Origin of the sequence: Denitrobaculum tricleocarpae (genome assembly GCF_007004665.1) — a bacterium.
Classification (GTDB): Bacteria; Pseudomonadota; Alphaproteobacteria; order Kiloniellales; family Kiloniellaceae; genus Denitrobaculum; species Denitrobaculum tricleocarpae.
The window spans coordinates 100,473-124,008 of the sequence record NZ_ML660062.1 but is presented as its reverse complement, the minus strand read 5'-3'; the positions used below and the strand labels follow the sequence as shown (position 1 = coordinate 124,008).

The 23,536-nt window shown below is 61.4% G+C and carries 20 protein-coding genes; 10 read left to right on the top strand and 10 right to left on the bottom strand.

Translation table 11 applies throughout. From position 1 onward, the window contains the following. The first annotated feature begins 1 nt into the window (after position 1). On the top strand, positions 2-1,141 hold the full coding sequence (locus FKG95_RS25190; protein ID WP_142899217.1) for an aminotransferase class I/II-fold pyridoxal phosphate-dependent enzyme: 1,140 nt from the start codon (positions 2-4) through the stop codon (positions 1,139-1,141). Between the two features lie 27 nt (positions 1,142-1,168). Continuing rightward, complete coding sequence (locus FKG95_RS25185) at positions 1,169-2,143, top strand: ornithine cyclodeaminase family protein (protein ID WP_142899216.1); 975 nt, start codon at positions 1,169-1,171, stop codon at positions 2,141-2,143. Here FKG95_RS25185 and greB read toward each other — a convergent pair. From greB to FKG95_RS25165, 4 genes are all read right to left on the bottom strand, one after another. Next, positions 2,128-2,682 (bottom strand): transcription elongation factor GreB, encoded by a 555-nt coding sequence (gene greB, locus FKG95_RS25180; protein WP_142899215.1) that lies wholly within the window; start codon positions 2,680-2,682, stop codon positions 2,128-2,130. The two genes, FKG95_RS25185 and greB, sit on opposite strands and share 16 nt — an antisense overlap. Before the next feature lie 12 nt (positions 2,683-2,694). Next, entirely contained in the window at positions 2,695-3,795 is a 1,101-nt protein-coding gene (locus tag FKG95_RS25175) for a CobW family GTP-binding protein (RefSeq protein ID WP_142899214.1), read from the bottom strand. Then, on the bottom strand, positions 3,792-4,910 hold the full coding sequence (locus tag FKG95_RS25170; protein WP_142899213.1) for a COX15/CtaA family protein: 1,119 nt from the start codon (positions 4,908-4,910) through the stop codon (positions 3,792-3,794). The genes FKG95_RS25175 and FKG95_RS25170 overlap by 4 nt, the downstream gene beginning before the upstream one ends. A 138-nt stretch (positions 4,911-5,048) precedes the next feature. Beyond that, positions 5,049-5,453, bottom strand: coding sequence for a tellurite resistance TerB family protein (locus FKG95_RS25165; protein WP_142899212.1), 405 nt, complete (start codon positions 5,451-5,453; stop codon positions 5,049-5,051). A 223-nt stretch (positions 5,454-5,676) separates the two neighbouring features. Between FKG95_RS25165 and FKG95_RS25160 the strand changes: the two genes are divergently transcribed. Then, complete coding sequence (locus FKG95_RS25160; protein ID WP_142899211.1) at positions 5,677-6,615, top strand: AEC family transporter; 939 nt, start codon at positions 5,677-5,679, stop codon at positions 6,613-6,615. Between the two features lie 11 nt (positions 6,616-6,626). On the opposite strand, the gene FKG95_RS25155 is transcribed toward FKG95_RS25160, so the two are convergent. Further along, positions 6,627-9,482: an ATP-dependent DNA helicase gene (locus FKG95_RS25155; protein ID WP_342779275.1), complete on the bottom strand. Its 2,856-nt coding sequence runs from the start codon at positions 9,480-9,482 to the stop codon at positions 6,627-6,629. Positions 9,483-9,751: 269 nt separating this feature from the next. Between FKG95_RS25155 and FKG95_RS25150 the strand changes: the two genes are divergently transcribed. After that, positions 9,752-11,332, top strand: coding sequence for a lysine--tRNA ligase (locus FKG95_RS25150; protein ID WP_142899209.1), 1,581 nt, complete (start codon positions 9,752-9,754; stop codon positions 11,330-11,332). A gap of 51 nt (positions 11,333-11,383) precedes the next feature. On the opposite strand, the gene FKG95_RS25145 is transcribed toward FKG95_RS25150, so the two are convergent. The 4 genes from FKG95_RS25145 to FKG95_RS25130 form a co-directional block, all read right to left on the bottom strand. Further along, positions 11,384-11,788: a hypothetical protein gene (locus FKG95_RS25145; RefSeq protein WP_142899208.1), complete on the bottom strand. Its 405-nt coding sequence runs from the start codon at positions 11,786-11,788 to the stop codon at positions 11,384-11,386. A gap of 213 nt (positions 11,789-12,001) precedes the next feature. After that, the gene (locus FKG95_RS25140; protein ID WP_142899207.1) at positions 12,002-12,838 is read right to left on the bottom strand and encodes a branched-chain amino acid aminotransferase; all 837 of its coding nucleotides are present in this window, start codon (positions 12,836-12,838) and stop codon (positions 12,002-12,004) included. Positions 12,839-13,058: 220 nt separating this feature from the next. Beyond that, positions 13,059-13,691: a S24 family peptidase gene (locus FKG95_RS25135; RefSeq protein ID WP_142899206.1), complete on the bottom strand. Its 633-nt coding sequence runs from the start codon at positions 13,689-13,691 to the stop codon at positions 13,059-13,061. A gap of 388 nt (positions 13,692-14,079) precedes the next feature. Further along, positions 14,080-14,298: a hypothetical protein gene (locus FKG95_RS25130; protein ID WP_142899205.1), complete on the bottom strand. Its 219-nt coding sequence runs from the start codon at positions 14,296-14,298 to the stop codon at positions 14,080-14,082. 234 nt (positions 14,299-14,532) lie between these two features. On the opposite strand from FKG95_RS25130, the gene FKG95_RS25125 reads away from it, so the two are divergent. Together FKG95_RS25125 and FKG95_RS25120 are read left to right on the top strand one after the other, a co-directional pair. Beyond that, a complete protein-coding gene (locus tag FKG95_RS25125) occupies positions 14,533-14,946 on the top strand; it encodes a DUF952 domain-containing protein (protein WP_142899204.1) in 414 nt (137 codons plus the stop codon). Next, positions 14,939-16,003 (top strand): quinone-dependent dihydroorotate dehydrogenase, encoded by a 1,065-nt coding sequence (locus FKG95_RS25120; RefSeq protein WP_142899203.1) that lies wholly within the window; start codon positions 14,939-14,941, stop codon positions 16,001-16,003. The genes FKG95_RS25125 and FKG95_RS25120 overlap by 8 nt, the downstream gene beginning before the upstream one ends. Positions 16,004-16,064: 61 nt before the next feature. Here FKG95_RS25120 and arsC read toward each other — a convergent pair whose 3' ends face one another. Continuing rightward, positions 16,065-16,412, bottom strand: a complete 348-nt coding sequence (gene arsC / locus FKG95_RS25115; protein WP_142899202.1) for an arsenate reductase (glutaredoxin) — start codon at positions 16,410-16,412, stop codon at positions 16,065-16,067. A 212-nt stretch (positions 16,413-16,624) separates the two neighbouring features. Here arsC and FKG95_RS25110 point away from each other — a divergent pair, with 212 nt between their 5' ends. The 4 genes from FKG95_RS25110 to FKG95_RS25095 all read left to right on the top strand — a co-directional run bounded on the left by FKG95_RS25110 (position 16,625) and on the right by FKG95_RS25095 (position 23,521). Then, positions 16,625-18,055, top strand: coding sequence for an EAL domain-containing protein (locus FKG95_RS25110; RefSeq protein WP_142899201.1), 1,431 nt, complete (start codon positions 16,625-16,627; stop codon positions 18,053-18,055). Between the two features lie 160 nt (positions 18,056-18,215). Continuing rightward, positions 18,216-19,085 carry a TIGR01459 family HAD-type hydrolase gene (locus FKG95_RS25105; RefSeq protein ID WP_246116891.1) on the top strand — a complete coding sequence of 290 codons (870 nt, stop codon included), beginning with the start codon at positions 18,216-18,218 and terminating at the stop codon, positions 19,083-19,085. Between the two features lie 114 nt (positions 19,086-19,199). Then, positions 19,200-21,011 carry an adenylate/guanylate cyclase domain-containing protein gene (locus tag FKG95_RS25100; RefSeq protein WP_142899200.1) on the top strand — a complete coding sequence of 604 codons (1,812 nt, stop codon included), beginning with the start codon at positions 19,200-19,202 and terminating at the stop codon, positions 21,009-21,011. Between the two features lie 143 nt (positions 21,012-21,154). Further along, positions 21,155-23,521: a coiled-coil domain-containing protein gene (locus FKG95_RS25095; protein WP_142899199.1), complete on the top strand. Its 2,367-nt coding sequence runs from the start codon at positions 21,155-21,157 to the stop codon at positions 23,519-23,521. Positions 23,522-23,536: the final 15 nt, after the last annotated feature.

The window sequence follows — 23,536 nt, the reverse complement described above, 5'->3', positions numbered from 1 at the left end:
CATGCGTAATTTCGAACTCGAAACCTACTTTTCAAAATGGGAATTCACGGCCCGCCATCACATGACGGCCTCCGATGTCCAGAGCATGAGCCTCAATGACCTGCTGGCGATGGCTGGCACCTCGGCGGCGGAAAGCCTGGACGATCTCTGGCTGGGCTACACCGAAACCTGGGGGGCGCCGGACCTGCGCGCGGCGATTGCCGGCACTTACGAGGGGATGCAGCCGGACAACATCCTCTGCTTCGCCGGTGCGGAAGAAGGCGTCTACGCCGCCATGCGGGTTCTTCTGGGGCCTGACGATCATGCCATCGTCGTGGTTCCGAACTACCAGGCCGCAGAGACCATTCCCCTGAGCATCTGCGCGGTGACGGGTGTTCCGCTTGACGCAACGCGAGACTGGCGGCTGGATCTCGAGGATGTCAGGCGTGCCATCCGGCCCAACACAAAGCTGATTTCCATCAACTTTCCGAACAACCCGACCGGTGCGGTGATGCCGAGGGAAGATTACGACGCCCTGATCGCGCTCTGCCGGGAACAGGATTTGTATCTCTTCAATGACGAAGTCTACCGCCTTCTGGAACTGGACGAGACCAAACGCCTGCCGCAAACCGCTGATGTCTACGAGAAGGGACTTTCCCTGAGCGTGATGTCGAAGGCCTATGGTTTGCCGGGCTTGCGTATTGGCTGGATCGCGAGCCAGGACAAAGAGGTTCTCCTGAAACTGGAGCGCTACAAACACTACCTTTCGATCTGCAATTCTGCGCCGAGTGAACGGCTTGCAGTCATCGCGCTGGGGGTTCGAGACAAGATCCTCGAGCGGAACCGAGCGCTGCTTCGGCGCAATATCGCTGAACTCGACCGCTTCTTCGCTGACTATCCTAAGCTCTTCGAATGGCGCCATCCGGACGGCGGCTGCATCGCCTATCCCCGCTACATCGGGCAAGGCGATGTCGAGAGCTTCTGTCATGACCTGATCGAGGAGAATGGTGTGCTTCTGCTGCCCGCTTCGATCTATAGATCGGAGCTGATGGAAGCTCCCACAGACCGGTTCCGGATCGGTTTCGGGCGGGAAAAGATCGAGGAAGGCGTCACGGCGTTTCGTGACTTCCTCGACCGCAATCACAATCGTCTGGCTGTTTAGCGCGTGTCGCGTTAGAGGGTTTGAGCCATGCGAGTGATTGCTCTGGACGAGATTCAGCCCCTGCTCGACAAGGCACCGATCATCGACGCCGTGCGTGAAAGCATCATCCTGCACAGCCGTGGCGAGATCGAGACGCCGGCGCCCATTCAGATGCTCTTTGGAGCGGAGGCGCAGGACTTGAGAGGCGACTGCCACGTCAAGTCGGCCCTTTCCGCCAAGCTGCCCTACTTTTGCATCAAAGTCGCGACTGGCTTCTACGGCAATCCAGCACGTGGCCTTGAGGTGAACAACGGCCTGCTGCTGCTTTTATCCGCCGAGACGGGTGTGCCGATCGCCCTGCTTCAGGATCAGGGGTATCTGACATCCGCCCGCACTGCGGCGGCGGGTGCGCTTGCTGCTTCCGTTGTGGTGGATGCGACGCCCCAGCGTCTGGGGGTGATCGGCACCGGCCAGCAGGCCGACCAGCAGGCGCGTTGGATTTCCGCCCATGTCGGCATCTCGCAAATCACGATCTTTGGCCGCGATGCGAGCAAGGCCGCCGGACTGGCGGAGCGGTTGAACGACAGCGGCAGGCCTTGCCTGGTTGCGGGTTCGGCAGCGGAACTCTGCGCGCAATCGGACATCATTGTGACCACGACGCCCGCCAGCACGCCGGTCCTGCAGTCTTCGGATATCGAGGGCGGCAAACACATCATCGCGGTCGGGGCGGACAGCCCCGGCAAGAACGAATTGGATCCGGAAATTCTGGCGCGCGCCGAAACCATCATCACCGACGATCACAAACAGGCCTTGCATCACGGCGAATTCGGCGTTGCGGTTCGCGCCGGTCTCGTGGAGGAGAGCGGCGATCTCCCTCTGGGGCGTGTCCTCGAGGACCCCGCAGGCTTTACGGTGGGTGGGAATACGATCTCCGTGGTCGATCTGACAGGGCTCGGTGCCCAGGATCTTGCGGTTGCCTCCCTGCTTTACGAAAGACTCTCGAAGTCTCACGCGCCGCTGTAGGAAATCTCCAGCACTTCGATGGGCTCCCGGCCGTTTGGGGTGCGCACCTCGACGGTATCGCCCTCCGAGGATTTCAGCAGGGCGCGGGCGATAGGCGATATCCAGCTGACTTCGTTATGCTCGCTGCGGGCCTCGTCGACCCCGACGATGCGGATGGTGCGCTCGGTGTCGTTGGAATCCGCATAGGTTACGGTGGCGCCGAAAAAGACCTGCTCGTGATTGGTCTGACGGGCCGGATCGACCACCTCGGCAATCTCAATGCGTTTAATCAGAAAGCGCATACGCCGGTCGATCTCGCGCAGGCGCTTCTTGCCGTAAATATAGTCGCCGTTCTCGGAGCGGTCGCCATTTCCCGCTGCCCAGGAGACCACCTCGACGACCTTCGGCCGTTCCTCGACGCGCAGGTGTTTCAGCTCGTCACGCAGGCGCTGCAGGCCCGCGGGCGTGATATAGTTCTTCACCCCGCGCGGCAGCGCTTCCGCCTCTTCGGGCAGATCCTCGTCTTCAGTTTCTGTTTCCTTGGTGAAAGCTTTGCTCATGGTAGCAGCAGCCTAGGTCAGATCCGACCCGCCCGCAAAGGCTTCCAGGGTGTGCTCGAACATCTCTTTCTCAAGATCCCGGGTGATGAAGACCAGCCGTGATCGGTGATCCGCATCGGGCCAGCTCTCCAGCTGACTGGGCGGATGGAACATATGCTGCACGCCGTGGATCACCACCGGACCCTCGCAGTCTTCGATGTTCAGGATGCCCTTGATACGCAGCAGATTGCCGCCGTAGAGCATGATCAGCATCTCGACCCAGGAATTGAGCCGGTCCCAGTTCAACGGTTCCTCCCGGGTGATGCAGAAGGCGCGGATGCTGGCATCGTGCCGGTTGACGTCGTGGTGATGATCATGCCCGTGATCGTCGTCGTAAGCTTCGGGTTTCAGCCAGCGCTGCACATCCAGGGTTTTGGTGGTCGGATCGTAGAGGCCGGCATTGAAAAGCGCGGCGGCTTCGACTTCGCCCTGCGAGACCGGCAGGACGGGCGCCGCCGGGTTCAGATCTTTCAGGCGGATCTTCAGGGCCTCGGCCGCATCCGGCTCGGCGGCATCGGTCTTGGTCAGCAGCAGCCGGTCGGCCACCGCCGCCTGCTTCACGGATTCGAAGTGATTGTCGAGTGTAGTGCCGCCGTTGGCCGCATCGACCGTCGCGATCACACCGTCCAGGCGGAAGCGCTCGACCAGGAAGGGATCGTTCATCAGAGTCTGCAGGATCGGTGCGGGATCCGCGAGGCCGGTGGTTTCGATCACCAGCCGGTCGAAAGGCGGAATTTCGCGCCGGACCCGCTGCTTGAAGAGCCTGCGCATGGTCTCGACCAGATCGCCCCGGACCGTGCAGCAAAGACAGCCGCTGTTCAGCAGGATGGTATCTTCCTTGGCATTCTCGACCAGCATGTGATCCAGGCCGATCTCGCCGAATTCATTCACGATCACCGCGGTGTTCGCCATATCCGGCTGCGCCAGGAGATGGCGTAGAACCGTGGTCTTGCCGCTGCCCAGAAATCCCGTCAGGACCGAGACCGGCAAGGGGGCATCAGGAATGGCCAGATCCTGGTCTTGTGCTTGCTCCTGCCCCTGCCCGTGCCCCTGCCCTTGCTCTGGCGCAGTCATGATGCCGTTCTGTAGCTTGTTTGCAGAGTCTCCCCCGGGTTTTCCTGTTCCACCGGGGCAGCGCGAAGATGATGCAGAACCCAGAACGCCAGGGACAGCAGCAAAATCGCGCCGGCCTGATGCAGTGCGCCGAGCCAGATCGGTACTACCAGCAGCAGGGTGGAGATCCCCAGGATCACCTGCGCCACGACTCCGGCCAGCAGCAGCGTGAAGGCGTTTTGTGCGGTATCGGACAGCGCAAGACGGCGCGACCAGATCCACAGTCCCAGGACCGCGGCGGCGCAGATCATGGCCAGCGCCCGGTGATTGAACTGCACCGCGGCAATGTTCTCGAAGAAGTTCAGGGTGAAGGGCGAGAGCGCGCCGTAGTCACTCGGGATCCAGTCTCCGTCCATCAAGGGGAAGGTATTGTAGATCATGCCTGCGTTCAGCCCCGCGACGAAGCCGCCCGAGGCAATGGTGACCAGCAGCAGGGCGATCAGGGCGATCACCGACCGGCGCAGGCCGCCGACCTGGACGGCAGGGGATGGGGGCGGTGCAGGCACCAGCAGCCGCAGCGCGACCCAGAGAATGTAGGCATAGATCACGATGGCCAGCAGCAGGTGTGCCGTCAGGCGGTATTGGCTGACGTCGGTCCGGTCGGCGAAGCCGCTGGCAACCATGTACCAGCCCAGACCACCCTGCAGGCCGCCGAGCAGGAACATCGCAATCAGATGCGGGATCAGATCGCGCCGGAGCTTGCCGCGAATCAGGAACCAGATGAAGGGAACCGCAAAAACCACCCCGATCAGGCGGCCCCAAAGCCGGTGGATGTATTCCCACCAGAAGATGGTCTTAAATTCCTCGAGACTCATCCCGGCATTGACCTGCTGATATTCCGGGATCTGGCGATAGAGCGCGAAGACGCGTTGCCATTCGGCGTCGCTGAGGGGCGGCAGAGTTCCGCCGATGGGTGCCCATTCCATGATCGAGAGGCCGGATTCGGTCAGGCGGGTGATGGCGCCGATGACCGCCATCGCCAGAATCATGGCACAACAGCTTAAGAGCCAGAGGCCGACGCTTCTGTCAGAGCTGTTTGGAATTGTCCCTGCGGAGACTGAGGGGCTCGCGGTCATGGATGCTTCTTGCTGAACTGGATTTCTGACGTCCGCTAACGCGAACGCGACATAATCTAGTCCGACAACCCTGTGCGGCCAAGTGCCCACTCACTGTGGCAAAGCGCCGCCACCGGCGTATTTTGCGGCTGATGATCCTTAAAGGGTCATGAAGCGGGCACGGGCGCCGCGCTCGATGGCGGCTGCGGGCAGGCGGCCGACCGGCAGTTGATGCCGCAAGAGTTCAAGCAGGCGGAGCTCTTCCTGGCTCACTTCCCCGTCCGAGGCCGCAACGTCGCAGGCCAGGGCGTAGGCGGTTTCGCGCAGCTTTTCGGGCAAGCTGGCCAGAATCACGTTCAGCACACGCTCCAGACCGTCGTCGTTGTTCATCAGCTCCGCGCAGTCGCGGGACGTCTCAAGCAGTTTGGCCTCTTCGTAGTCCTCGAAGATCGGCAAATGCTTGACCACATCGCCGATGGTCAGCAGTTCGGAGTCCGTCATCTCACGGTCGGCAGCGGACACCAGAACCATGGTGTAGATCAGGGCGGCATGATGGTCGATCATAAGGACGGCTCGCTTCTTTCTATGCTGATTTCGCCAACGGGGTGCGTTTCGGAAAATCTCTCGAACTAAACTGCCGCTGCAGTGACCGTGAAAGGCGCGAAGGCCTATCCGCAAGCCGCTTGGCAACGACACTCGCTATATACTGCCATCCTACGAAGTTGCAAGGGAGCGATGCAAATTCCGCACTCGACAGATGGAGAATAGGAAGGCAGTTTCCGCCGCTATGGATGCTGTATTGAACGTCGTTTTACCTGTTTTCGGGATCATGCTGGCCGGTTATGCCTGCGGACGCTTTAACGTTTTGGGGGAATCCAGCGGCGAGGCTCTGAATGCATTCGTTTACTACGTTTCCCTGCCTGCACTCTTTCTCGTTTCCATGTCGCGCGTCGAAGTCTCGCAGATTTTCAACATTCCCTACCTCCTGGCGATCGGCGGCGGCATGTTGGGAACCTTCGGCATCGCCATGCTGATTGCCACCTATCTCTTTCCGAACCGGCTCGGTGCCCTGGGCTTGAACGGTTTGACAGCGATTTTTTCCAACACCGGCTACATGGGCATTCCGATCCTGCTGCTCGCGTTCGGGGACCGCGCGACCATGCCGGGTGTAATCGCGACGGTTCTGAACGGAACCGTGGTGCTGGCGGTCGCGACCGTGATCATTGAGATCGATCTGAACCAAAAGAGCGGCGGGCTCGCCATTCTGCGCAACGCCTTCGCCGGCGTCTTCAAAAGCCCGCTCGTGGTCTCGGCCCTTGCCGGATTGCTGCTTTCGGCAGTCGAATTCCCGCTGCCCGGGGCGCTGGCGACCTTCTGCGACCTCTTGGCGGCGACCGCGGGTCCCTGCGCACTCTTCGCCATGGGCCTCTTTATGGTGGGGCGGTCTTTTACCGCAGGTGCCGGCGAGATCTCGATCCTGGTGTCGCTCAAGCTCATTTTGCAGCCGATTATTACCGCCTGGCTCGCGTACGGCGTGATGGATATGGAGCCGATCTGGGCCGCGTCTGCCGTCATCATGGGGGCCTTGCCGACCGGGGCTCTGGCCTTCGTCCTGGCCCAGCGCTACGGCATCTATACCCAGCGTTCCACGGCGGCGATCATGATCTCCACCCTGCTTTCCGTTGTGACCCTGACCGTCCTGCTGAACATCCTGGGGATCAGCTAAAGCATGTCGCGTTAAAAGGGCGAATCCCCCTCTGCGTCTTTGCTGAAAAACGCACTGATCTCGTCGACCGCTTGAGCCAAACCCACTTTCTGCGGCACAACGCCCTTGGGAAAAGCGCCGTGCAGGCGCGAGGGCATCATGGGATCGAGCAGCACGAAAATGCCGCGGTCCCGGTCCCGGCGGACCAGTCGTCCGAAGGCCTGGCGCAGTTTCAGGCGCACCAGGCGATCGTCGAAGGCACGCCCGCCGAAGAGCTTGCGGCGCTCGCGATGCTGAATATCGGGCCGGGGCCAGGGCACCCGGTCAAAGACGATCAGGCGCAGGGCATCGCCGGGCACGTCCACGCCGTCCCGAACCGCATCGGTCCCCAGCAGGCAGGAATCCAACTCGTCGCGGAAGATATCCACCAGGGTGGAGATATCCATGGCGTCCACATGCTGGGCATAGAGATGCAGACCGGCCTGCTCCAGCGGTTCCACCAGCCGCTGCCGGACCGCGCGCAGGCGGGATATCGCGGTAAAGAGACCGAGCCCGCCGCCGCCGGATGCCAGGAAGAGTTCGCGGTAAGCCGCGGCAACCTGGTTCAGATCGTCCTTCCGCACATCGGAAATCACATAGACCCGGGTTTGCTTCTCGTAGTCGAAAGGTGACGTCACCAGGGCGCGGATCGCCGGATTCTCCAGGTGCAGCGCGCCGGTGCGCTGTTCCGCGGCCTTCCAGGCCGCTTCGCCCAACGGGCTCTCGGGATCCGGGCTCTCAAGCTCGGCGCTATCCGTCGGCTTTTTTGATGGCGTGCCGCCCGGGTCATCGGTCAGGGTCGCGGAGGTGATGACCAGCCCTTGGGCGTTGCGCATGACGGCGTCGGCGAAGGGAATGGTCGGGTCCTTCCAATGGCGGAACATTCCGACATCCATGTCGTTTCCGCCGTTGCGTTCGACCGCGAACCAGTCGGTGAATTCCGGCGGGGTGTCCGCCTGCAGAGCGTCCAGCATGGCGCACCAGGCCGTGATCTGCATCTGGCCGCGCCGCTCCAGGCTGCGGGTCGAGGCCTCGATCCGGCGGCGCGTGTCGCTGTCCAGCTTGTCGGCATCGTCGTCGAGCCGTGCCTGCAAACCCTTTTTCAGCCCTTCCATGGGTTTCAGCACCGTCATGAGGGCGTCTTTGAGTGTCGCGGCCGCCTCGATCACGTCCGGTTCCGCCGGGCGGGCGTCGACTTCCAGGCTGTAGGGGCTGTCATGGCCGCCGCTGCGGGCGTAAACCTGTTGCCGCACACCACGTAAAAAGGCCTCCGCCGGGCCGTTGGTGCGACCGTCGGCGATCCTCTGATGCCAGGCTTCGGCCGGCAGCACCGTGGCTGCCCTCAGGGTCTGGTTGAGCAGATCCGTGAGCTCGGCATCACCCGCGACCAGGTCTTCCAGGCGCTTGCGCAGGCCCCGTGCCCGGCCCGCCGAGCGGCCTGCCGACTCGCTGCCGATCAGCCAGCGGCGCAGGTCATAGGTCTCCTGCCCGGAGAGGTGGGCGGCAAAGGCGCTGTCGGCGGCATCGAAAACATGATGGCCTTCGTCGAGCACGTAGTGGGTCGGCAGCTGGCCGTCCTCACCGCCGCCCAGGGCCGCCTGGATCATCACCAGGGCGTGATTGGCCACCACGATCTCGGCCTGTTTTGCCTTGCGCAGATTGCGCTCGATAAAGCATTTCCGGTAGTGAGAGCAGGCGGAATAGATGCATTCGCCCCGCCGGTCGGTCAGGCCAAGGGTTCTGGCCCGGCCCAGCAGATCCGCCAGCCAGCCCGGAAAATCGCCGCCGACCATGTCGCCGTCCCGGGTCCAGGCGGCCCAGCGGGCCATCAGCCCAATTGCAACGCCGTCGCTGCCGCGGCTGGCCAGCCCCGTCACGGCTTCGTCGAAATTCAGCAGGCAGAGATAGTTTTCCCGGCCCTTGCGGATCACGACCCGTTCGGACTTCAGGCGCGGTTCCGGATAGAGCTTGGAGAGTTCGTCGTCCAGTTGGCGTTGCAGGTTCCGCGTATAGGTCGAGATCCAGACCGGGCCCTGGTTCTTCTGCGCCCACAGACTGGCCGGGGCGATGTAACCCAGGGTCTTGCCGGTTCCCGTGCCGGCTTCGGCCAGAACCAGATTGGGCTGATCGGCTTCGCGCCTGGGGCCGAAGGCCTGACTGACGGCGGAAGCGTAGTCCGCCTGTTGCGGCCGCGATTCGGCCTCGCTATCCAAGAGTTCGCTCAGGCGGTGCCGGGCTTCGTTCGCGGTGACGGCCTCGCTGCCGGGCGGGGTGGCGGGCGGGACTTCGTTCCACTCCGAGAGAAAGTCCCAGACATGCAGGCCGCGCGCCATGTGCCGCTCGTCGCCGCTGTCGGTCAGCTGAACGGCGGAGAGCACGGCAGGCCCCCAGCGCCAGCCGGTCTGGGCCATGGCCCAGGCGATGTCGTGGGCGGAGGGGTCGCGCCGGCTGCTTCCTGCCGCCAATTCGCGCAGGAGGGCCAGAGCGATCTGTGGCAGGACACTGACATCCGCATCCAGACTGTCCGGTGTCAGCAGGCCCAGTTCGTTGGCAAGACCGCGCGGCGTCGGCGTGCAGAAGCGCGCCGGGCGCACGAAGGCAAAGAGCTCGAGCAGATCGTAGGCCGGGAAGGGATCGCATCCGAGCCGCCGGGCAATGGCCCGCGCGTGGCAGAGAATAGGAGCTTCCCGGCGGGCGCGTTCGCTTGCGTCACGCAGAGAGAGCTCGTTCAATTCCCCGTCCTGGTCGAGCCAGACGGCCCGGGTCAGGCCGACCGCGAGCATCGGCGCGCCCGGCAGTTGCAGGCTACGGTCGCTGATCGGGGCCGCGTCGAAATCAGGGGCGCGCACCTGAGGGGGCTCATGGCTGTGTGACATGGGGCGGAGTATATCGACAGAAGGCAACGAAGGTCACGGCGGAAGACGCCTGCCGTCTGCCTTTAGGAACCAATCGCGGCGATCAGGGCCGATGCGGTGACGGCTTCCTCAAGCCGGATAGGCTGCACCTGTTCATGCAACGTTGACCTCTCGCCGTTGCACGCCTAGGTTCGCCTCCGACTTCTGCGGTTGTTTCCCGGAAACGGCCGGCCTTTTCCCAACAGAAATAAGTGACGGAACCCATGTCGAGCGAGAGAGAACTGGCCCTCCAGGCAAAGGCCTGGCCCTTCGATGAAGCCCGCAATCTACTGGCGCGCATCGGTGGGAAAACGCCGGAAAAAGGCTACGTTCTCTTTGAGACCGGCTATGGCCCTTCGGGCTTGCCGCACATAGGCACCTTTGGCGAGGTCGTTAGGACCTCGATGGTGCGCCGGGCCTTCCAGGAGATTTCGGACATTCCGACCAAGCTCTACTGCTTTTCGGACGATATGGACGGCCTGCGCAAGGTGCCGGATAATGTTCCCAACAAAGAGATGCTGGAGGCGAACCTGGGCCGGGCGCTGACCTCCATTCCCGATCCCTTCGGCGAGTACGAGAGTTTCGGCCACCACAACAACGCGCGTCTGCGCGGCTTCCTGGACAGTTTTGGCTTCGACTACGAATTCCAGTCCTCGACGGAGCTCTACAAGTCCGGGCGGTTTGACGACGCGCTGCGCAAGATCCTGCATCAGTACGATGACATCCAGAAGATCATGCTGCCGTCCCTCGGTCCGGAGCGCCGGGAGACCTACAGTCCCTTCATGCCGGTGTGTCCCAAGACCGGACAGGTCCTCCAGGTTCCGATCCTGGAGCGCCACGCCAACCAGGGCACCGTCGTCTACAGGGATACTGACGGTGAGCTGGTCGAGGTGCCGGTCACCGGCGGACAGTGCAAACTGCAGTGGAAGCCGGACTGGGCGATGCGCTGGTACGCGCTCGATGTCGACTACGAGATGTCGGGCAAGGACCTGATGGATTCCGTCAAGCTGGGCGCGCGGATCACCAAGGCGCTCGGCGGCAAGCCGCCGGGTGGTTTCACCTACGAACTCTTCCTGGACGAAAAGGGCGAGAAGATCTCAAAGTCCAAGGGCAATGGCCTGTCGGTCGAGGAGTGGCTGCAGTATGCGCCGCAGGAGAGCCTTGCGCTTTTCATGTACCAGAAGCCCAAGACGGCGAAGCGCCTCTACTTCGATGCCATTCCGCGTATGGTGGATGACTATCTGACCTTCGCCGGGAAACTTCCCGATGAAGAGCCCGCGCGGAAACTCGAGAATCCGGCCTGGCATATTCACGGCGGTCAGGTTCCGTCCGCCGACTCGCCGCTGAGCTTCGGAATTCTGCTCAACCTCGCGGGTGTCTGTAACACTGAAGACAGATCGGTTCTCTGGGGCTTTGTCGGCCGTTACGTTCCGGAGGCGTCACCCGAGAAGACGCCCTTCCTGGATTCCATGATCGGTTACGCGATCCGCTATTATCAGGATTTCGTCAAGCCTTCGAAGAGCTACCGGGCGCCGGACGAAAAAGAGCGTGCGGCCATGGAAGATCTTCTGGCGAAGCTGAAGGCCTTGCCTGCGGAAACTCCTGCCGAGGACATCCAGACCCAGGTTTACGAGGTTGGCAAGACGCACAGTTTTGAAAACCTTCGGGATTGGTTCAAGGCGCTCTATGAGGTGCTGCTGGGGCAGTCGCAGGGTCCGCGCCTGGGCTCCTTTTTCGCCTTGTATGGCTTGGAAGAGAGTTGCCGGCTGGTCCAGCGCGCGCTTGACGGCGAGGATCTCGCTTAAGCTCACCGAGAAGCCGGGGCGCACCGGTCGCAAGGCGTAAATCGCGCGGTGTCAGCCACCCTTGGTCTTGCAGTGTTCGCAAGGCGTGGTCACGCCGGGCGGCGGTTTGGGATGCTCTTTGTTGGCCAGCTTGCTTGCGCCGCCGAAGTTATGAAAGTTGCGGCATTCCTTGGAATAGGCGGCTTCCGCGTCACGGGCCAGACTGAATTTGAAAGCGTTAATGCGCTTCTTGCCCCCGAAGACCCGCGCGAAAAAGCCCGGCTGCCCGGTGCCGCGCTTCAATTCTTGCAGGAGTGTCTGCTGCAGATTGCCGTCGCTACGCCCGACAATGCGAACCGCGAAGCGCTTGTTCTCCGACATTGTGCCCAGTGCGAAGTTGCCCGGATTGTCGCCGACCGTGTTTTGAATGACTTTGCGCTCTAAGGCGAAAGGGCCATCCATGTCGAGTGATGCCACTTACTTGCTCCTGTTTCATCCCCCGGGGCGGAGGCTTTCTCGGGAGCGTGATCAAAAATCCTGAGTCTTGATCTCAAGATGAATCGCGCTCCAGCAGACGGCTAACAGCTTGGCTTGTCTGCATTCTTATGAGTGAAACCTGAGTAAAAAAGCTTAGGGTTCGGTTAATCGCACAGAAAAAGCCATGTCAACTCGAGAGAAATCCCGCCAAATTCAACCTCCGTGGGCCCAATTCCAGTAGAGTTCTCGCGCTTTTTGATATATCGGGCCGGTTTGAAGGTTTCTGTCGCCGATCTTCGTGATGGGCACGACCTTGGCATGGTTGCCGGTGCTGAAAGCCTCATCTGCATCCATGACGTCGTCCCAAGTGATGCAGCGCTCGTAGACGGGAATGCCTGCATCCTTCAGGAGTTTACCGACCCGCTGGCGGGTGATGCCGTTCAGAAATGTCCCGTTCGGGGCGGGTGTGTGCGCGGCGCCGTCCTTGGCGATCCAGATATTTGCCGTGGCCAGTTCCGCCACGTTCCCGAGCCCGTCCAGCACAACGGCATTGTCGAAACCATTGTCGATCGCTTCGCGCAGAGCACGGCCCGAATTGGGATAAAGGCAAGCGGCCTTGGCCTGGGTCGGGGCCATGCTCGCTAGGGGGCGCCGGAAGGATGAGAGCTGAACCGACATCCCCGTGGGCTTGGGCATCGCCGCGTCAAACACGCTGAGGCAAAAGCGCGTGCTGTCCGGGTCCGGCGCGACAAAGCCTGTCTCAGCCCAGAGCATGGGTCGGATGTAGAGCTCGGCATCGTTTGCGAACTTTGAAACGCCTTCCCGGGCGATTTCGAGGATCTCGCCTGCCGCGATGGGCGGTTGAAGTCCGAAGGCGAGGCCCGACGCGATCGTCCGCTCGCAGTGCAGGTCCAGATCCGGCGTGACACCCTCGAAAGCCCGCGCACCGTCAAAAACGACCGATGCCATCCAGGTTGCGTGTGTCATGGGACCAAAGATGGCGGGATTGCCCTCTTGCCAGCTTCCGTCAATGAAATGCACGGCCCTCATACGCTCTTCCTTCGTTCGGGGGTACCGGGGTCTGATCTGACCCCTGGGATTGGGTGGATCACGTCCGCAAACGCTATCACATTATAACCTCTTGCCAAGCCCTGTTCCCACAGCGGCAATCCGATGTTGGTGATATTAAGCTGGTCTGCTCGGCAAGGGAGGATACGGCTCAGACGACACGCGGCTGACCGGTGGGGAATACCTGGCCGGTCTATTCTATCTACTGGCTCGCCCAGATGATGCGCGACATCCAGGCAACATCGCGGTTCTGCAGATCACTCGAAGCGGCCGCATTGCCGACCTGCGCCAGTTCGATGCGGCGGGCGCTCTCGCGGATGAGTTGGCAGATCATGATGCTGCCATCCTGCTGTTTGACCAGCACGCGGTCGCCGCGCCGGATACTCGCGCTCGGCGATACGACGATCAGATCACCATCGCGGTAGACAGGCTCGTAGCGGTTGCCGTTGATCTCCAGGGCAAAGGCATTCCGGTCTTCGATATGCGGTGCAAGAACTTCGTCCCAATCGTCACCTGACGGCGTTCCATGGGCGTCGAAGAAGCCGTCTTTGGCAGATTGCGAGATGTCCAGACTGGGGATCCGTTGCGCGATTGCGCTGGCGTTTTCCTCACCGACGATATTGACGAACTCGGCAAAAGACGCTCCGGTTGCCGCAAGGATTTTTGCGATTGATTCCGTACTTGGCCAACGCATTTTCCCTTGCGGTGTGATGCGCTTGCTCTTGTTGAATGTGGTTGGATCCAGACCGGCTTGACGCGCAAGTCCCGATGGCGAGAGATTGTACTGTCTCGCCAGAATGTCGATGGCCCGCCAGACGTCGTCATGCTTCAACATGGGAAGATTATCTTATAAAAACCGTTTGCGTGCATTAGGAATAAATAACACCTCGTCCCACCGAAGATGTGGGAACTCTTGGAGGGTGAGTCCAGGAGAAACTCGAAGCTGGACCTTCAAATCGCGGCTTTGTTGGCTTTTGCCGGGTAACGAGACGATCTCTCACCGACATGGGCTGTGTGTTTGTGCAGGTGCGGCGAGAGACCGCCCGCACAGCTTTTTCGCAAGCGAGAGAAGACCGGCGGTAGATTGCAGCAACGGGCGAGAGGCTCACCGGCGCTTATAAGAAGTCAGCGGGTCATGTCTGACCGCGTCACGCACAGAGGAGGTTCGGACCATGCTGCGGCGGTACGGTCAGTGTCCGGACTCGCATTTCGGGTCGTAGATTTTACGGCTCGGTCGTCTCGCCGAGCATGGCCCGGTAAATGACACGGGCAAGATCGGGGCTGACATGACCTGCTTTGGCGCCTGCCATCATCATTTCACGAGTAGGCGCACTCGGTACAAGAATAAAGCCGGAGTCGCCGACGGCACCCACCGCGTCGAGCGCTTTCTCAAGCGCGCGGCTGCCCCGGATATCATTTTTTTCTTCACTTTTGACTACCATAGTCCCCTCAATAGCGGTTTTTTGTGAGCGCACTGCTCGCTATGCTTGTGCAAGCTACGTGCCAGCTCAAAATTCGTCTTGTTTTCGCTGCCCCCAGTGTTAAACGTCACGGCCACGCAGGCTTTGGATCACAGGCTATCGCATTTTGCAACGCAGAATTCACCGATAGTTGCAAAATGCGATCGAAGTTATGCAACTGTGAGGCGATAAGTGTGGCGAGGCAGATTCTGAATTATGCACGATACTCTGATTTTCCATATGTGCCGGCGTGACGAATGGACCGCAGCGCAGGCGTCCGGCAGCTACGCTGGATCGTCTCAGGATCTCGCGGATGGTTTCATTCATTTCTCGACGGGGCTACAGCTTGAGGTCTCTGCCGCAAAACACCGCCGAGGTCAGGATGGGTTGGTTCTCTTGACCGTCGACAGCGCGAAGCTCGGGACAGCGCTGAAGTGGGAAGCATCCCGCGAGGGCGCTTTGTTTCCTCATCTTTACGGTGAATTGCCTGCTGATGCGGTGGAGCGGGTCGACGACTTGCCACTGGGACCCGATGGACGGCATGTTTTCCCCGCGTCTTTGAACATCGGCCACAATGATGGCGACCCGCTGCCGGAGCAGCCGGCCGGCAGGAACCCGCTGAGTGAATAGTTACCAGATCCTGGGGCCCTTGCTGAGGCTCTTAAACCCGGAACAAGCACACGATCTGACACTCTGGGCAATGGCGCGCGGCCTGGCGCCCAGAGTAGCCAGCGAGAACGATCCGCTCCTTTCCATCGATCTTTGGGGCCGGTCCTTTCGCAATCCGATCGGTCTTGCCGCAGGGTTCGACAAGAACGCGGCCGTGGTCGGACCCGCTTTGGGCCTGGGTTTCGGTTTTGTCGAGATCGGCAGCGTCACCCCTCGCCCGCAGCCGGGCAATCCCAAGCCCCGCATCTTTCGTCTGAGCGAAGACCGGGGCGTCATCAACCGGCTGGGATTCAACAATCTGGGTGTGGAGGCCGCCGCGCGGAACCTGCGGAAATGGCGCGCGGCCCCCTTGCCGGGTCTTCTCGGTGTCAATCTGGGTAAGAACAAGGATACCGGGGAGGCCGTGACCGACTATCTCGCCGGCGCCGCGGCATTGGGGGGCTTCGCCGACTACTTGGTGATCAATGTTTCTTCGCCCAACACGCCCGGACTGCGGGCCTTGCAGGGACGGGCAGAGGTCGATCGGCTGATCTCCGCCGTTCAGGCCGCACTGCAGGAGAACTTCGCCGAAAAAGCGCCGCCGCTGATCTTGAAGGTCGCACCGGATCTGACCGAGGATGACAGGCAGGATATCGCCCAGGTCGCGCTGGAACGGGATCTGGATGGTTTGACGGTTTCAAACACCACAATCACCCGGCCCGAGTCCTTGACGGCAGATGATCGCAGCGAAACCGGCGGACTGAGCGGCCGGCCGTTGTTCGATCTCTCGACCAGAGTGCTTGGGGATTTCTACCGCCTGACCGGGGGCAGGATCCCGTTGATCGGCGTGGGTGGTGTCGGCAGCGGCGCCGATGCCTACGCCAAGATCCGTGCCGGAGCATCGCTGGTTCAACTCTACTCCGCCCTGGTTTATGAGGGACCGGATCTGGTCGAGCTGATAAAGCGCGAGCTTGCCCGGCTTTTGCGGCGCGATGGTTTCGAAACGCTCAAGGATGCGGTCGGCGCGGCACACCGCTAGATAAGATCAAGGTTAAGTGGAATCGCGAGGTCTTTCCGTCTCAACATGATCCGTCCTACGGTTACAGGATTTCGAGCACGGCTTCCGGTGGCCGTCCCAGCGCGGCTTTACTGCCGCTGCTGACAATCGGCCGTTCGATCAGGATCGGGTTTTCGACCATGGCCGCGATCAGCTGATCATTGCTCAGCGCCGGATCGGCCAGATTCAGTTCCTTATAAACTGCTTCGCCACGCCGCATCAGTTTCCGGGGCTCCAGGCCCAGCTGTGTGAGAAGCTCAGTGAGCGTTTCTCTGCTGGGCGGACTTTTCAGGTATTCGACGACCTCGGGCTCGATGCCTTTCTCCTGCAGCAGCGCGAGCGTTTGCCGTGATTTGCTGCACCTCGGATTATGATAGATCTTGATCGACATTCCCGCCTCCGGATTGCGTCATTCGTTTTTGCTTGGGTGACCGCTGCTCAATTCCATGCCGCGCCCGCGCATAGAGGTCAAGGCCATCGTTATCCGTGAACGCTCGGCAGGGTCCTTTTTGAGCTGGAAACCCTTGGTTAACCATCTTTCAAGACCTCGCGGGGCAAACTGTTGTCACTGGATCATCAAACCCTGGGGAACTTCGCGCAGGCATGTCCGTGGCCCGCAACATTCTGCTGTTCATCATCTATACGGCACTGGCGATTGCCGTGGCCGTCGAGGCGCCCTTGCGCGTGCCTCGTCTGGACCAATCCGTTGCGGTGATGATCGGCCTGCTGATTTTCCTCGCCGGGGCCCTGGTTCACGAGATGTATCAGCGGCTCTCGCGCGAATCTTTTCTCGGCCGGCAGATACTGGCCCTCCGGCACGCGCAGTCGGAACTCTATGAGCAGCTCAACTGGTCCCGGCGCGAGAACAAGGCTTTGGCCGAAGCCGTTCAAGCGGTGGTCCGTTCGGGACGACTGCCGAGCGAGCCCGGCACGGTCGATGAAGCCATCACCGAAGTGCGCGTGATCAAGTCCCTTGGCGCCTCACAGCCGAGGCCTGACGCTCAGCAGAAAGTGGTCGCCGAGCCTGCCATCACACTGGTTGCCGATCCGGACGGCTTCGGCCCCATCAGCGCCCGGGCCTCAGCGGCTCATTCAACGCAGGGCGAGCAGGTTCTCTCCAGTCCGCTGCACTCCAATCCAAAGGCCGCCGATGCCCATGTGCCCGTCACGAAAACATCCATCGAAGCAGGATTGAAGACCGCACCCAATGAAAAAGCTGGCAGTGAAAAAACCGGCAATGAGAAATCCACCAGCGAGAAAACCGGAGCTGGGGATTACATCCTGCCCGAGGTGATTCGCAATCTCAGCGAAGACGAAATTTTAAAGCAGGTCCAGAACGCCCTCCGGGATGACCGGATCAGTTTTGTGCTGCAGCCGATTGTCAGCCTCCCGCAGCGCAAGCGCCGCTTCTACGAGTGTTTCTCGCGGGTCCGCACCGAAGAGGATCAGATGATCCTGCCCGAGGAATACATCGGCGTTGCCGAGCGCGAGGGCCTGATCACGGCCATCGACAACATGCTGCTGTTTCGCTGTGTTCAACTGGTCCGCAAGATTCAGCGCCGCAGCGATAACCTCGACTTTTTCTGCAACATTTCGCCCCACACCCTGCGCGATGATGATTTCTTCGGCGACTTCGTGGAGTTTCTGGAGAGCAACGATATTCTAGGGCCGAACCTGATTTTCGAGTTTGCCCAGTCCGAGTTTGCCGCTTTCGGGGAGGTGGAGATGGCGCACCTGGAGCGCCTCGCGCGGGTCGGCTGCCGTCTTTCGCTGGATCAGGTCACGGACCTGCGGATGGATCTGCCGGCCTTGGCCGCGAGCAACATTCGTTTCGTCAAGATCCAGGCCGATCTGCTCACGGCGGGAACGTCTGAAGTCGACGCCTTGCTCGCGGCTTTCAGGGATGTCCCGGTCAAGCTGGTTGCGGAAAAGGTCGAAGCAGAAGATACGCTGCGCAAGCTGCTCGATAAGCAGATCGATTTCGGCCAGGGGTATCTCTTTGGCGAGCCCCGTCTGGCGCGCCCCGCGGCGTAATCACGCCGCCTAATCAGACCCGCCTGATCAGACCGATGGCGTAATCACGCCGCCTTGCAGGCCGCTCGTGCCCGGCTTCCGGCAAGAAGCTTTCTTTCAATCCCCGATCCTCTGTGGCACAAGACTGCATCTTTCCTTTTGGCATTGATTTTAGGTTCAGGTGGTTTCGCTTCTCGACGGCCTCTCGGTCATCTCCGACAATTACGACGGCTACATCATCGATTTATGGGGCGTCATGCACGACGGCGTGCAGGCCTTTCCGGAAGCCCTCGACTGCGTTGCGCGCTTGAAGCAGGCGGGCAAAGGCATCGCGATTCTCTCTAACGCGCCGCGCCGCGCCGAAGCGGTGATCGCGCGCAACGCGGACCTGGGGATCGCGCCGGATCTGGCCGATGTGGTGATGTCGTCCGGCGAGGATACCTGGCTGCACCTCAATGAGCGCCCGGACGCCTGGTATCAGGCTCTGGGCCGGCGTTGCTATCATCTGGGACCGGACCGTGATCACGGCATGCGCGAAGGTCTCGACTACGATTTCGTCGAGCGCCTGGAAAAGGCGGATTTCATTCTCAATACCGGAACCCTGGCCTTCGACCACACGATGGAGGATTACAGCGAACTTCTGGAAGCGGCGCTGGCCTTGAAACTGCCGATGGTCTGCGCCAATCCGGATCTGGTTGTGATCCGCGGCGGCGTCATGGAGTACTGCGCGGGCAGCGTTGCCGAGCGCTACGAGCAGCTTGGCGGTCAGGTGCGGTCTCACGGCAAACCCCATCGCGGCGTCTACGATCGCTGTTTTTCGATGATGGGCGTGACGGACCGAAGCCGGATCGCCGGGATCGGCGATTCCCTGCGCACGGATATTGCGGGCGCCGAGGCCGTTGGAATCGCAAGTATTTTTGTGGCCGATGGCATCCATCGGGCGGAACTGAACGTAGACTCTTCGGGGATACCCGAGCCGGACAGGCTTAAAAACCTGTTTTCTGCGGCACGGGCGAGACCGGTGGCAGCCTTGCCACGTCTCCGTTGGTAGAGTTACCGGCGGCGCAACGTTGACTATGCGCCAGGCGGCCGTTTCCTGTCGTTGCCGGTCTGGTGATGAAGGTTAGGCCTTTTGGCGGAACAAAGCCCGGGGTGGAGCCGGTTTATGGGTAAGCGTTACAGCCGAAAGTACGAGTGGCACTTCGATGCGCCACGCGAAAAACTCTGGCCCAGCCTTGCCGATACCGCCCGCTTCAACGAGGCGGCAGGCCTTCCCAAGCACGACATCGAGGAAATTCCCCAGGAAGACGGTTCGGTCGTCTATCTGGGACATGTCCGCATGGGCCCCATCTCCATGAGCTGGCGCGACTGGCCGGTCAACTGGGTCACGGGCGAGTGGTTCGAGCACAGGCGGGATTTTTCGAAAGGGCCGCTGAAAAAGCTGAACGCCCTGCTCCGGTTTATCCCGGAGGGCGAGGGCTGCCGCTGCGAGTATTATCTGGAGGCCGAGGCTGCAAACCTGCTGGGTCATCTGATTCTCAGTACCAGTTTTTTCAAAGGTGCGGGCAAGACCTTTGGAGAATTGGCCGAGGATGCCGGACGCTTTGCGGTCGGCGACATGCCCATGGCTTTTCGTTTTCAGCCGCCGCCCCCGGAGCCGGATGTGCAGGCCCGGATCGATGGAATTGTCACCACCATTGAAGAGTCGGGCCACGGCCACGGGCTTGCCAGGCGCCTGGCTGATCTGGTGCAGAGCGCGCAGGAAGTCGATCTCGTTCATCTGCGGCCGGTCGGACTGGCGCGCGAATGGGGCGAGCAGGAGCGTAACGTCATCGAGCTCTGCCTTGAGGCAGCCCGTGCCGGATTGCTGGCTCTGCGTTGGGATGTCCTCTGTCCGCGCTGCCGGGTTCCCAAGGCATCCGTGGCCAGCCTGGACGCTTTGCCGCGTGGCGCGCATTGCGACACCTGCAACATTGATTATGACGGCGATTTCTCACGGAACGTGGAGCTGAGCTTCCATCCGGCGCCGGCCCTGCGCTCGATCTCGGCGGGAGAATACTGTCTCTTCGGGCCCATGAGCACACCCCATATCGTGCTGCAGTTGACGCTTCAGGCAGGCGAGACCCGGACCGAGGCCATGGCACTTGCGCCTGGAAACTACCGTTTGCGCAGTCTGGAACCAGGGCCTGAGGTGGATTTTGACTTCGAGGACGGCCAGGCGCTTCCTGAACTGATCGCGGACAGCGAGTGTTTCGAAGCTGTGGCGGGATCCCAAAGGGACAGCATCACGCTGCATAACCGCAGCCAACGTCCCCTGACACTGGTGCTGGAGGAGCGTCCCTGGGTGCGGGACGCCCTGACCGCGGACCGGGTCACGGCCATGCAAGCCTTCCGCGACCTCTTTTCGGATCAGGTTTTGCGCCCCGGCGACGAGGTGGAGGTCAAGCGGATCTGTCTGCTTTTCAGCGATCTGCAGGGCTCGACCGCCCTCTATGGGGCCATCGGCGATGCCCGCGCCTATCATCTGGTGCGCGATCATTTCGCGTTCTTGGCGGCGATCGTGCGCGAGAACAACGGTGCCGTGGTCAAGACGATCGGCGACGCGATCATGGCCGCCTTCGCCGACCCGGCCGATGCGGTGCGCGCAGCCCTCGCGATCCAGAGCAAGGTCGAGAGTTTCAACGCGACCCGCCCGGGTGAGGGGATTGTGATTAAAGTGGGTATTCACGAGGGCCCGTCCATTGCCGTCACCTTGAACGGCCGCCTGGATTATTTTGGCTCGACTGTGAACATGGCGGCCCGGCTCCAGGGCACGTCGCGCGGCGGCGATGTGGTGATTTCCACGAACCTTGCGGAGGATCCGGCGGTCGCCCCCCTGCTGGCGCCTTTGGACCCCAAAGTCGAAACGACGCATCTGAAAGGCTTCGATGCGCCGGTCGAGTTTCTCCGAATCGCCCCGCAAAACCCGGCTGTCTGATCTACTCAGGCCGCTTCGTCCTCCAGGTTGGACTTGCGCCGCTCGAGCGGCTTATACTGACGCGCAAAAGCTCAATAAGGCGAGGCACATAGGGCGTGATTCGTCATTCTAGCGTTTGAATCAGAAGTGAAACGGGGGGGCTTGTGAGGCTGAGCTCGGTCATTGCCGGGATCGTTGGGCTGCTGTTGACGGCAGCCTGGCTTGGTGCCTGTGCCTACTATGTCGAGACCTTTGTCGGCTGGAACGGGCTGCAGCGCCTGTTGCCCCATGAACTCGCCATGGGCGTCGCCGGCGCTTGCCTGCCGCCCACTCTGCTGTGGCTGGCACTGGTCTATTTCATGCGTGGCCAGATGGTCAACGAGGACGTGGAAAAACTGCTGCGCCATTTCCAGGCCATGACCTATCCGGACGATGAAGCCAGAACCCGGGTTCAACAGGTCAGCGCAGCGCTCAAGGCGCAGGCCGGCGAGCTGACCGAGACGACCGACGAGATTTTCGAGCGCATGGACGCCATGCGCCATTCCTTCAAATCGCAAACCAGCGAGCTGGCCGGCGCCTCCGTCCGGGCCGCGTCCCAAGCCGAGCAGCTCAAAGAATCGCTTGCCGCGCAAACCCAGGAGGTCGAAGCCGCCTCGACCCGGATCAATGGCCTGATGGCCGCGGCGCGGGAATCCGTCGATAGCCAGCTCAAGGCTCTCGAAGATACCGCCGATCGGGTCGACTCCATGGTGCATCAGATTTCCAGCAGCCTGAAGCAGCCGGTTGCCGATTTGCAGGCCGCGGCGGCGCAAACCATTGCGGCGACCGAAGATGTCGCCAGCCATCTCGCGCGCCGCAGTGCCGAGTTGACCACGGCGCGCGAGGGCGTGCAGGCCAGCGGCGATGCGCTGCATGTCGAACTCGAACGGGACCTGAAGGCCTTCGAGGGCGCGGGTGAGAAGGTTTCCGCCCATGCGCGGCAGTTCAACGAGAATATGCGTCAGCAGATCGAGCTTCTGGGACAGGTCTTTACCGATACGGAGCATAAGGTCGGTTCCGTGCGTGCGGCGTTAGCCGAGGAACGCGCCCAGTTCGGCAGCATGACAACGGAGTTGGCGGAGACTTCGCAGAAAATCGGCGAGGACCTGAAACACGATGCACGGGACGTGCGCAGCGCGTTCGAACTGGCGGCCACCAGGGCCAAGTTGATTACCGAAATCCTGCGCGAACAGGGCGGTGTGCTTCACACAGAAACAGATCAGGTCGTGGATCGCCTGCGTGAAGCCGCCGCGGGGGCCGCCGATGAGATCGAGGCGGCTGGTACGCAGCAGATTGACCGCCTGCAGGATGCCGCCACTGCGGCCCGTGAATCCCTGAGTGAAGTGGGGGCTGAGATCGAGCCCATGGTCTCCGCCATCGAGGCCGCAGGCGCACGGGCCGTGATCCAGGCGGGTGAGGTGTCCAAGTTGCTTGGGACCCATTCGGAGAGCCTGGGCATGCACGCCGAACGGGTCAGCGAGCGGGTCGACCGGATTGCCGAGACCTTGAAGAAGGGCACCAACGACTTCGACGAGGCGGCGCACAATGCGGTCGCGCAAAGCGCCAAGGTTGTGGAGATTTTCCGCAGCCAGGGACGGGTCCTGACCCAGGCTGCCGAAAACGCCAGCAGCTCTGCCGGTGAGCTGCGGGCCCAGGTCCGCGAGGAGATCAGCGGCTTCGGGACCATGAGCGAGGACTTCAAAGGGCTTCTCCAAGAGGTCAAGGACACGCTTGCGCAACAGGCTGAGGCCATCAAGGCCGCGTCCGCTGCGTCCAAGACCACCTCGGGTGAGATTGGGGAGCAACTCAAGACCCAGGCGCAAGAGGTCGACAACGTCGCTGCGAGCAACCTTGAACGCCTCCGCAAGATGGCCGAAACGATCGATGGGATTTCGCTGCAGGTCCGCACTGCCGCCGACCGGGCTATTTCCCGCGCCGAGGATCTCGGCGGCAATCTGGAGGCCCAGGCCAGCGATTTCGGCAGCACGGTTGAGACGGCCTTTCAGCAGGCGCGGGATGCCGGACAGATCTTCCGGGACCAGGGCAAGGATATTCTGGCGGCGGCGGACGAGGCCGCGATCCAGGCGCGGCATCTCAAGGAGAAGTCCATCGAGGCCAGCCGCGACGTCTTCCTGCGCACGGCAACGGTGATGATGGAGGATTTGAACTCCAGTGCCATCGACCTGAACAAGTTCATCGAGGAAGACCTGCCGCCCGAGTTCTGGAAATCCTACCGCTCCGGCGATAAGTCGATTTTCGCGCGGCGCCTGCTGCGTAAATCGGACCGCTTCGCCTCGCCCGAAATCAAGGCGCGCTACGACAGTGACGAGCGCTTTCGGGATCAGGTCACCCGTTACCTGAACCAGTTCGATTCCCTGATCAAGCAGTCGGCGGACTGTGATCCGGAACATATTCTTTCCGCTGCCTTCATGACCTCCGACGTGGGTAAACTATATCTCTTGTTGTCGCGCTCGCTTGGCCGCAAGCATTAAGCTGCCTCTGTCAGA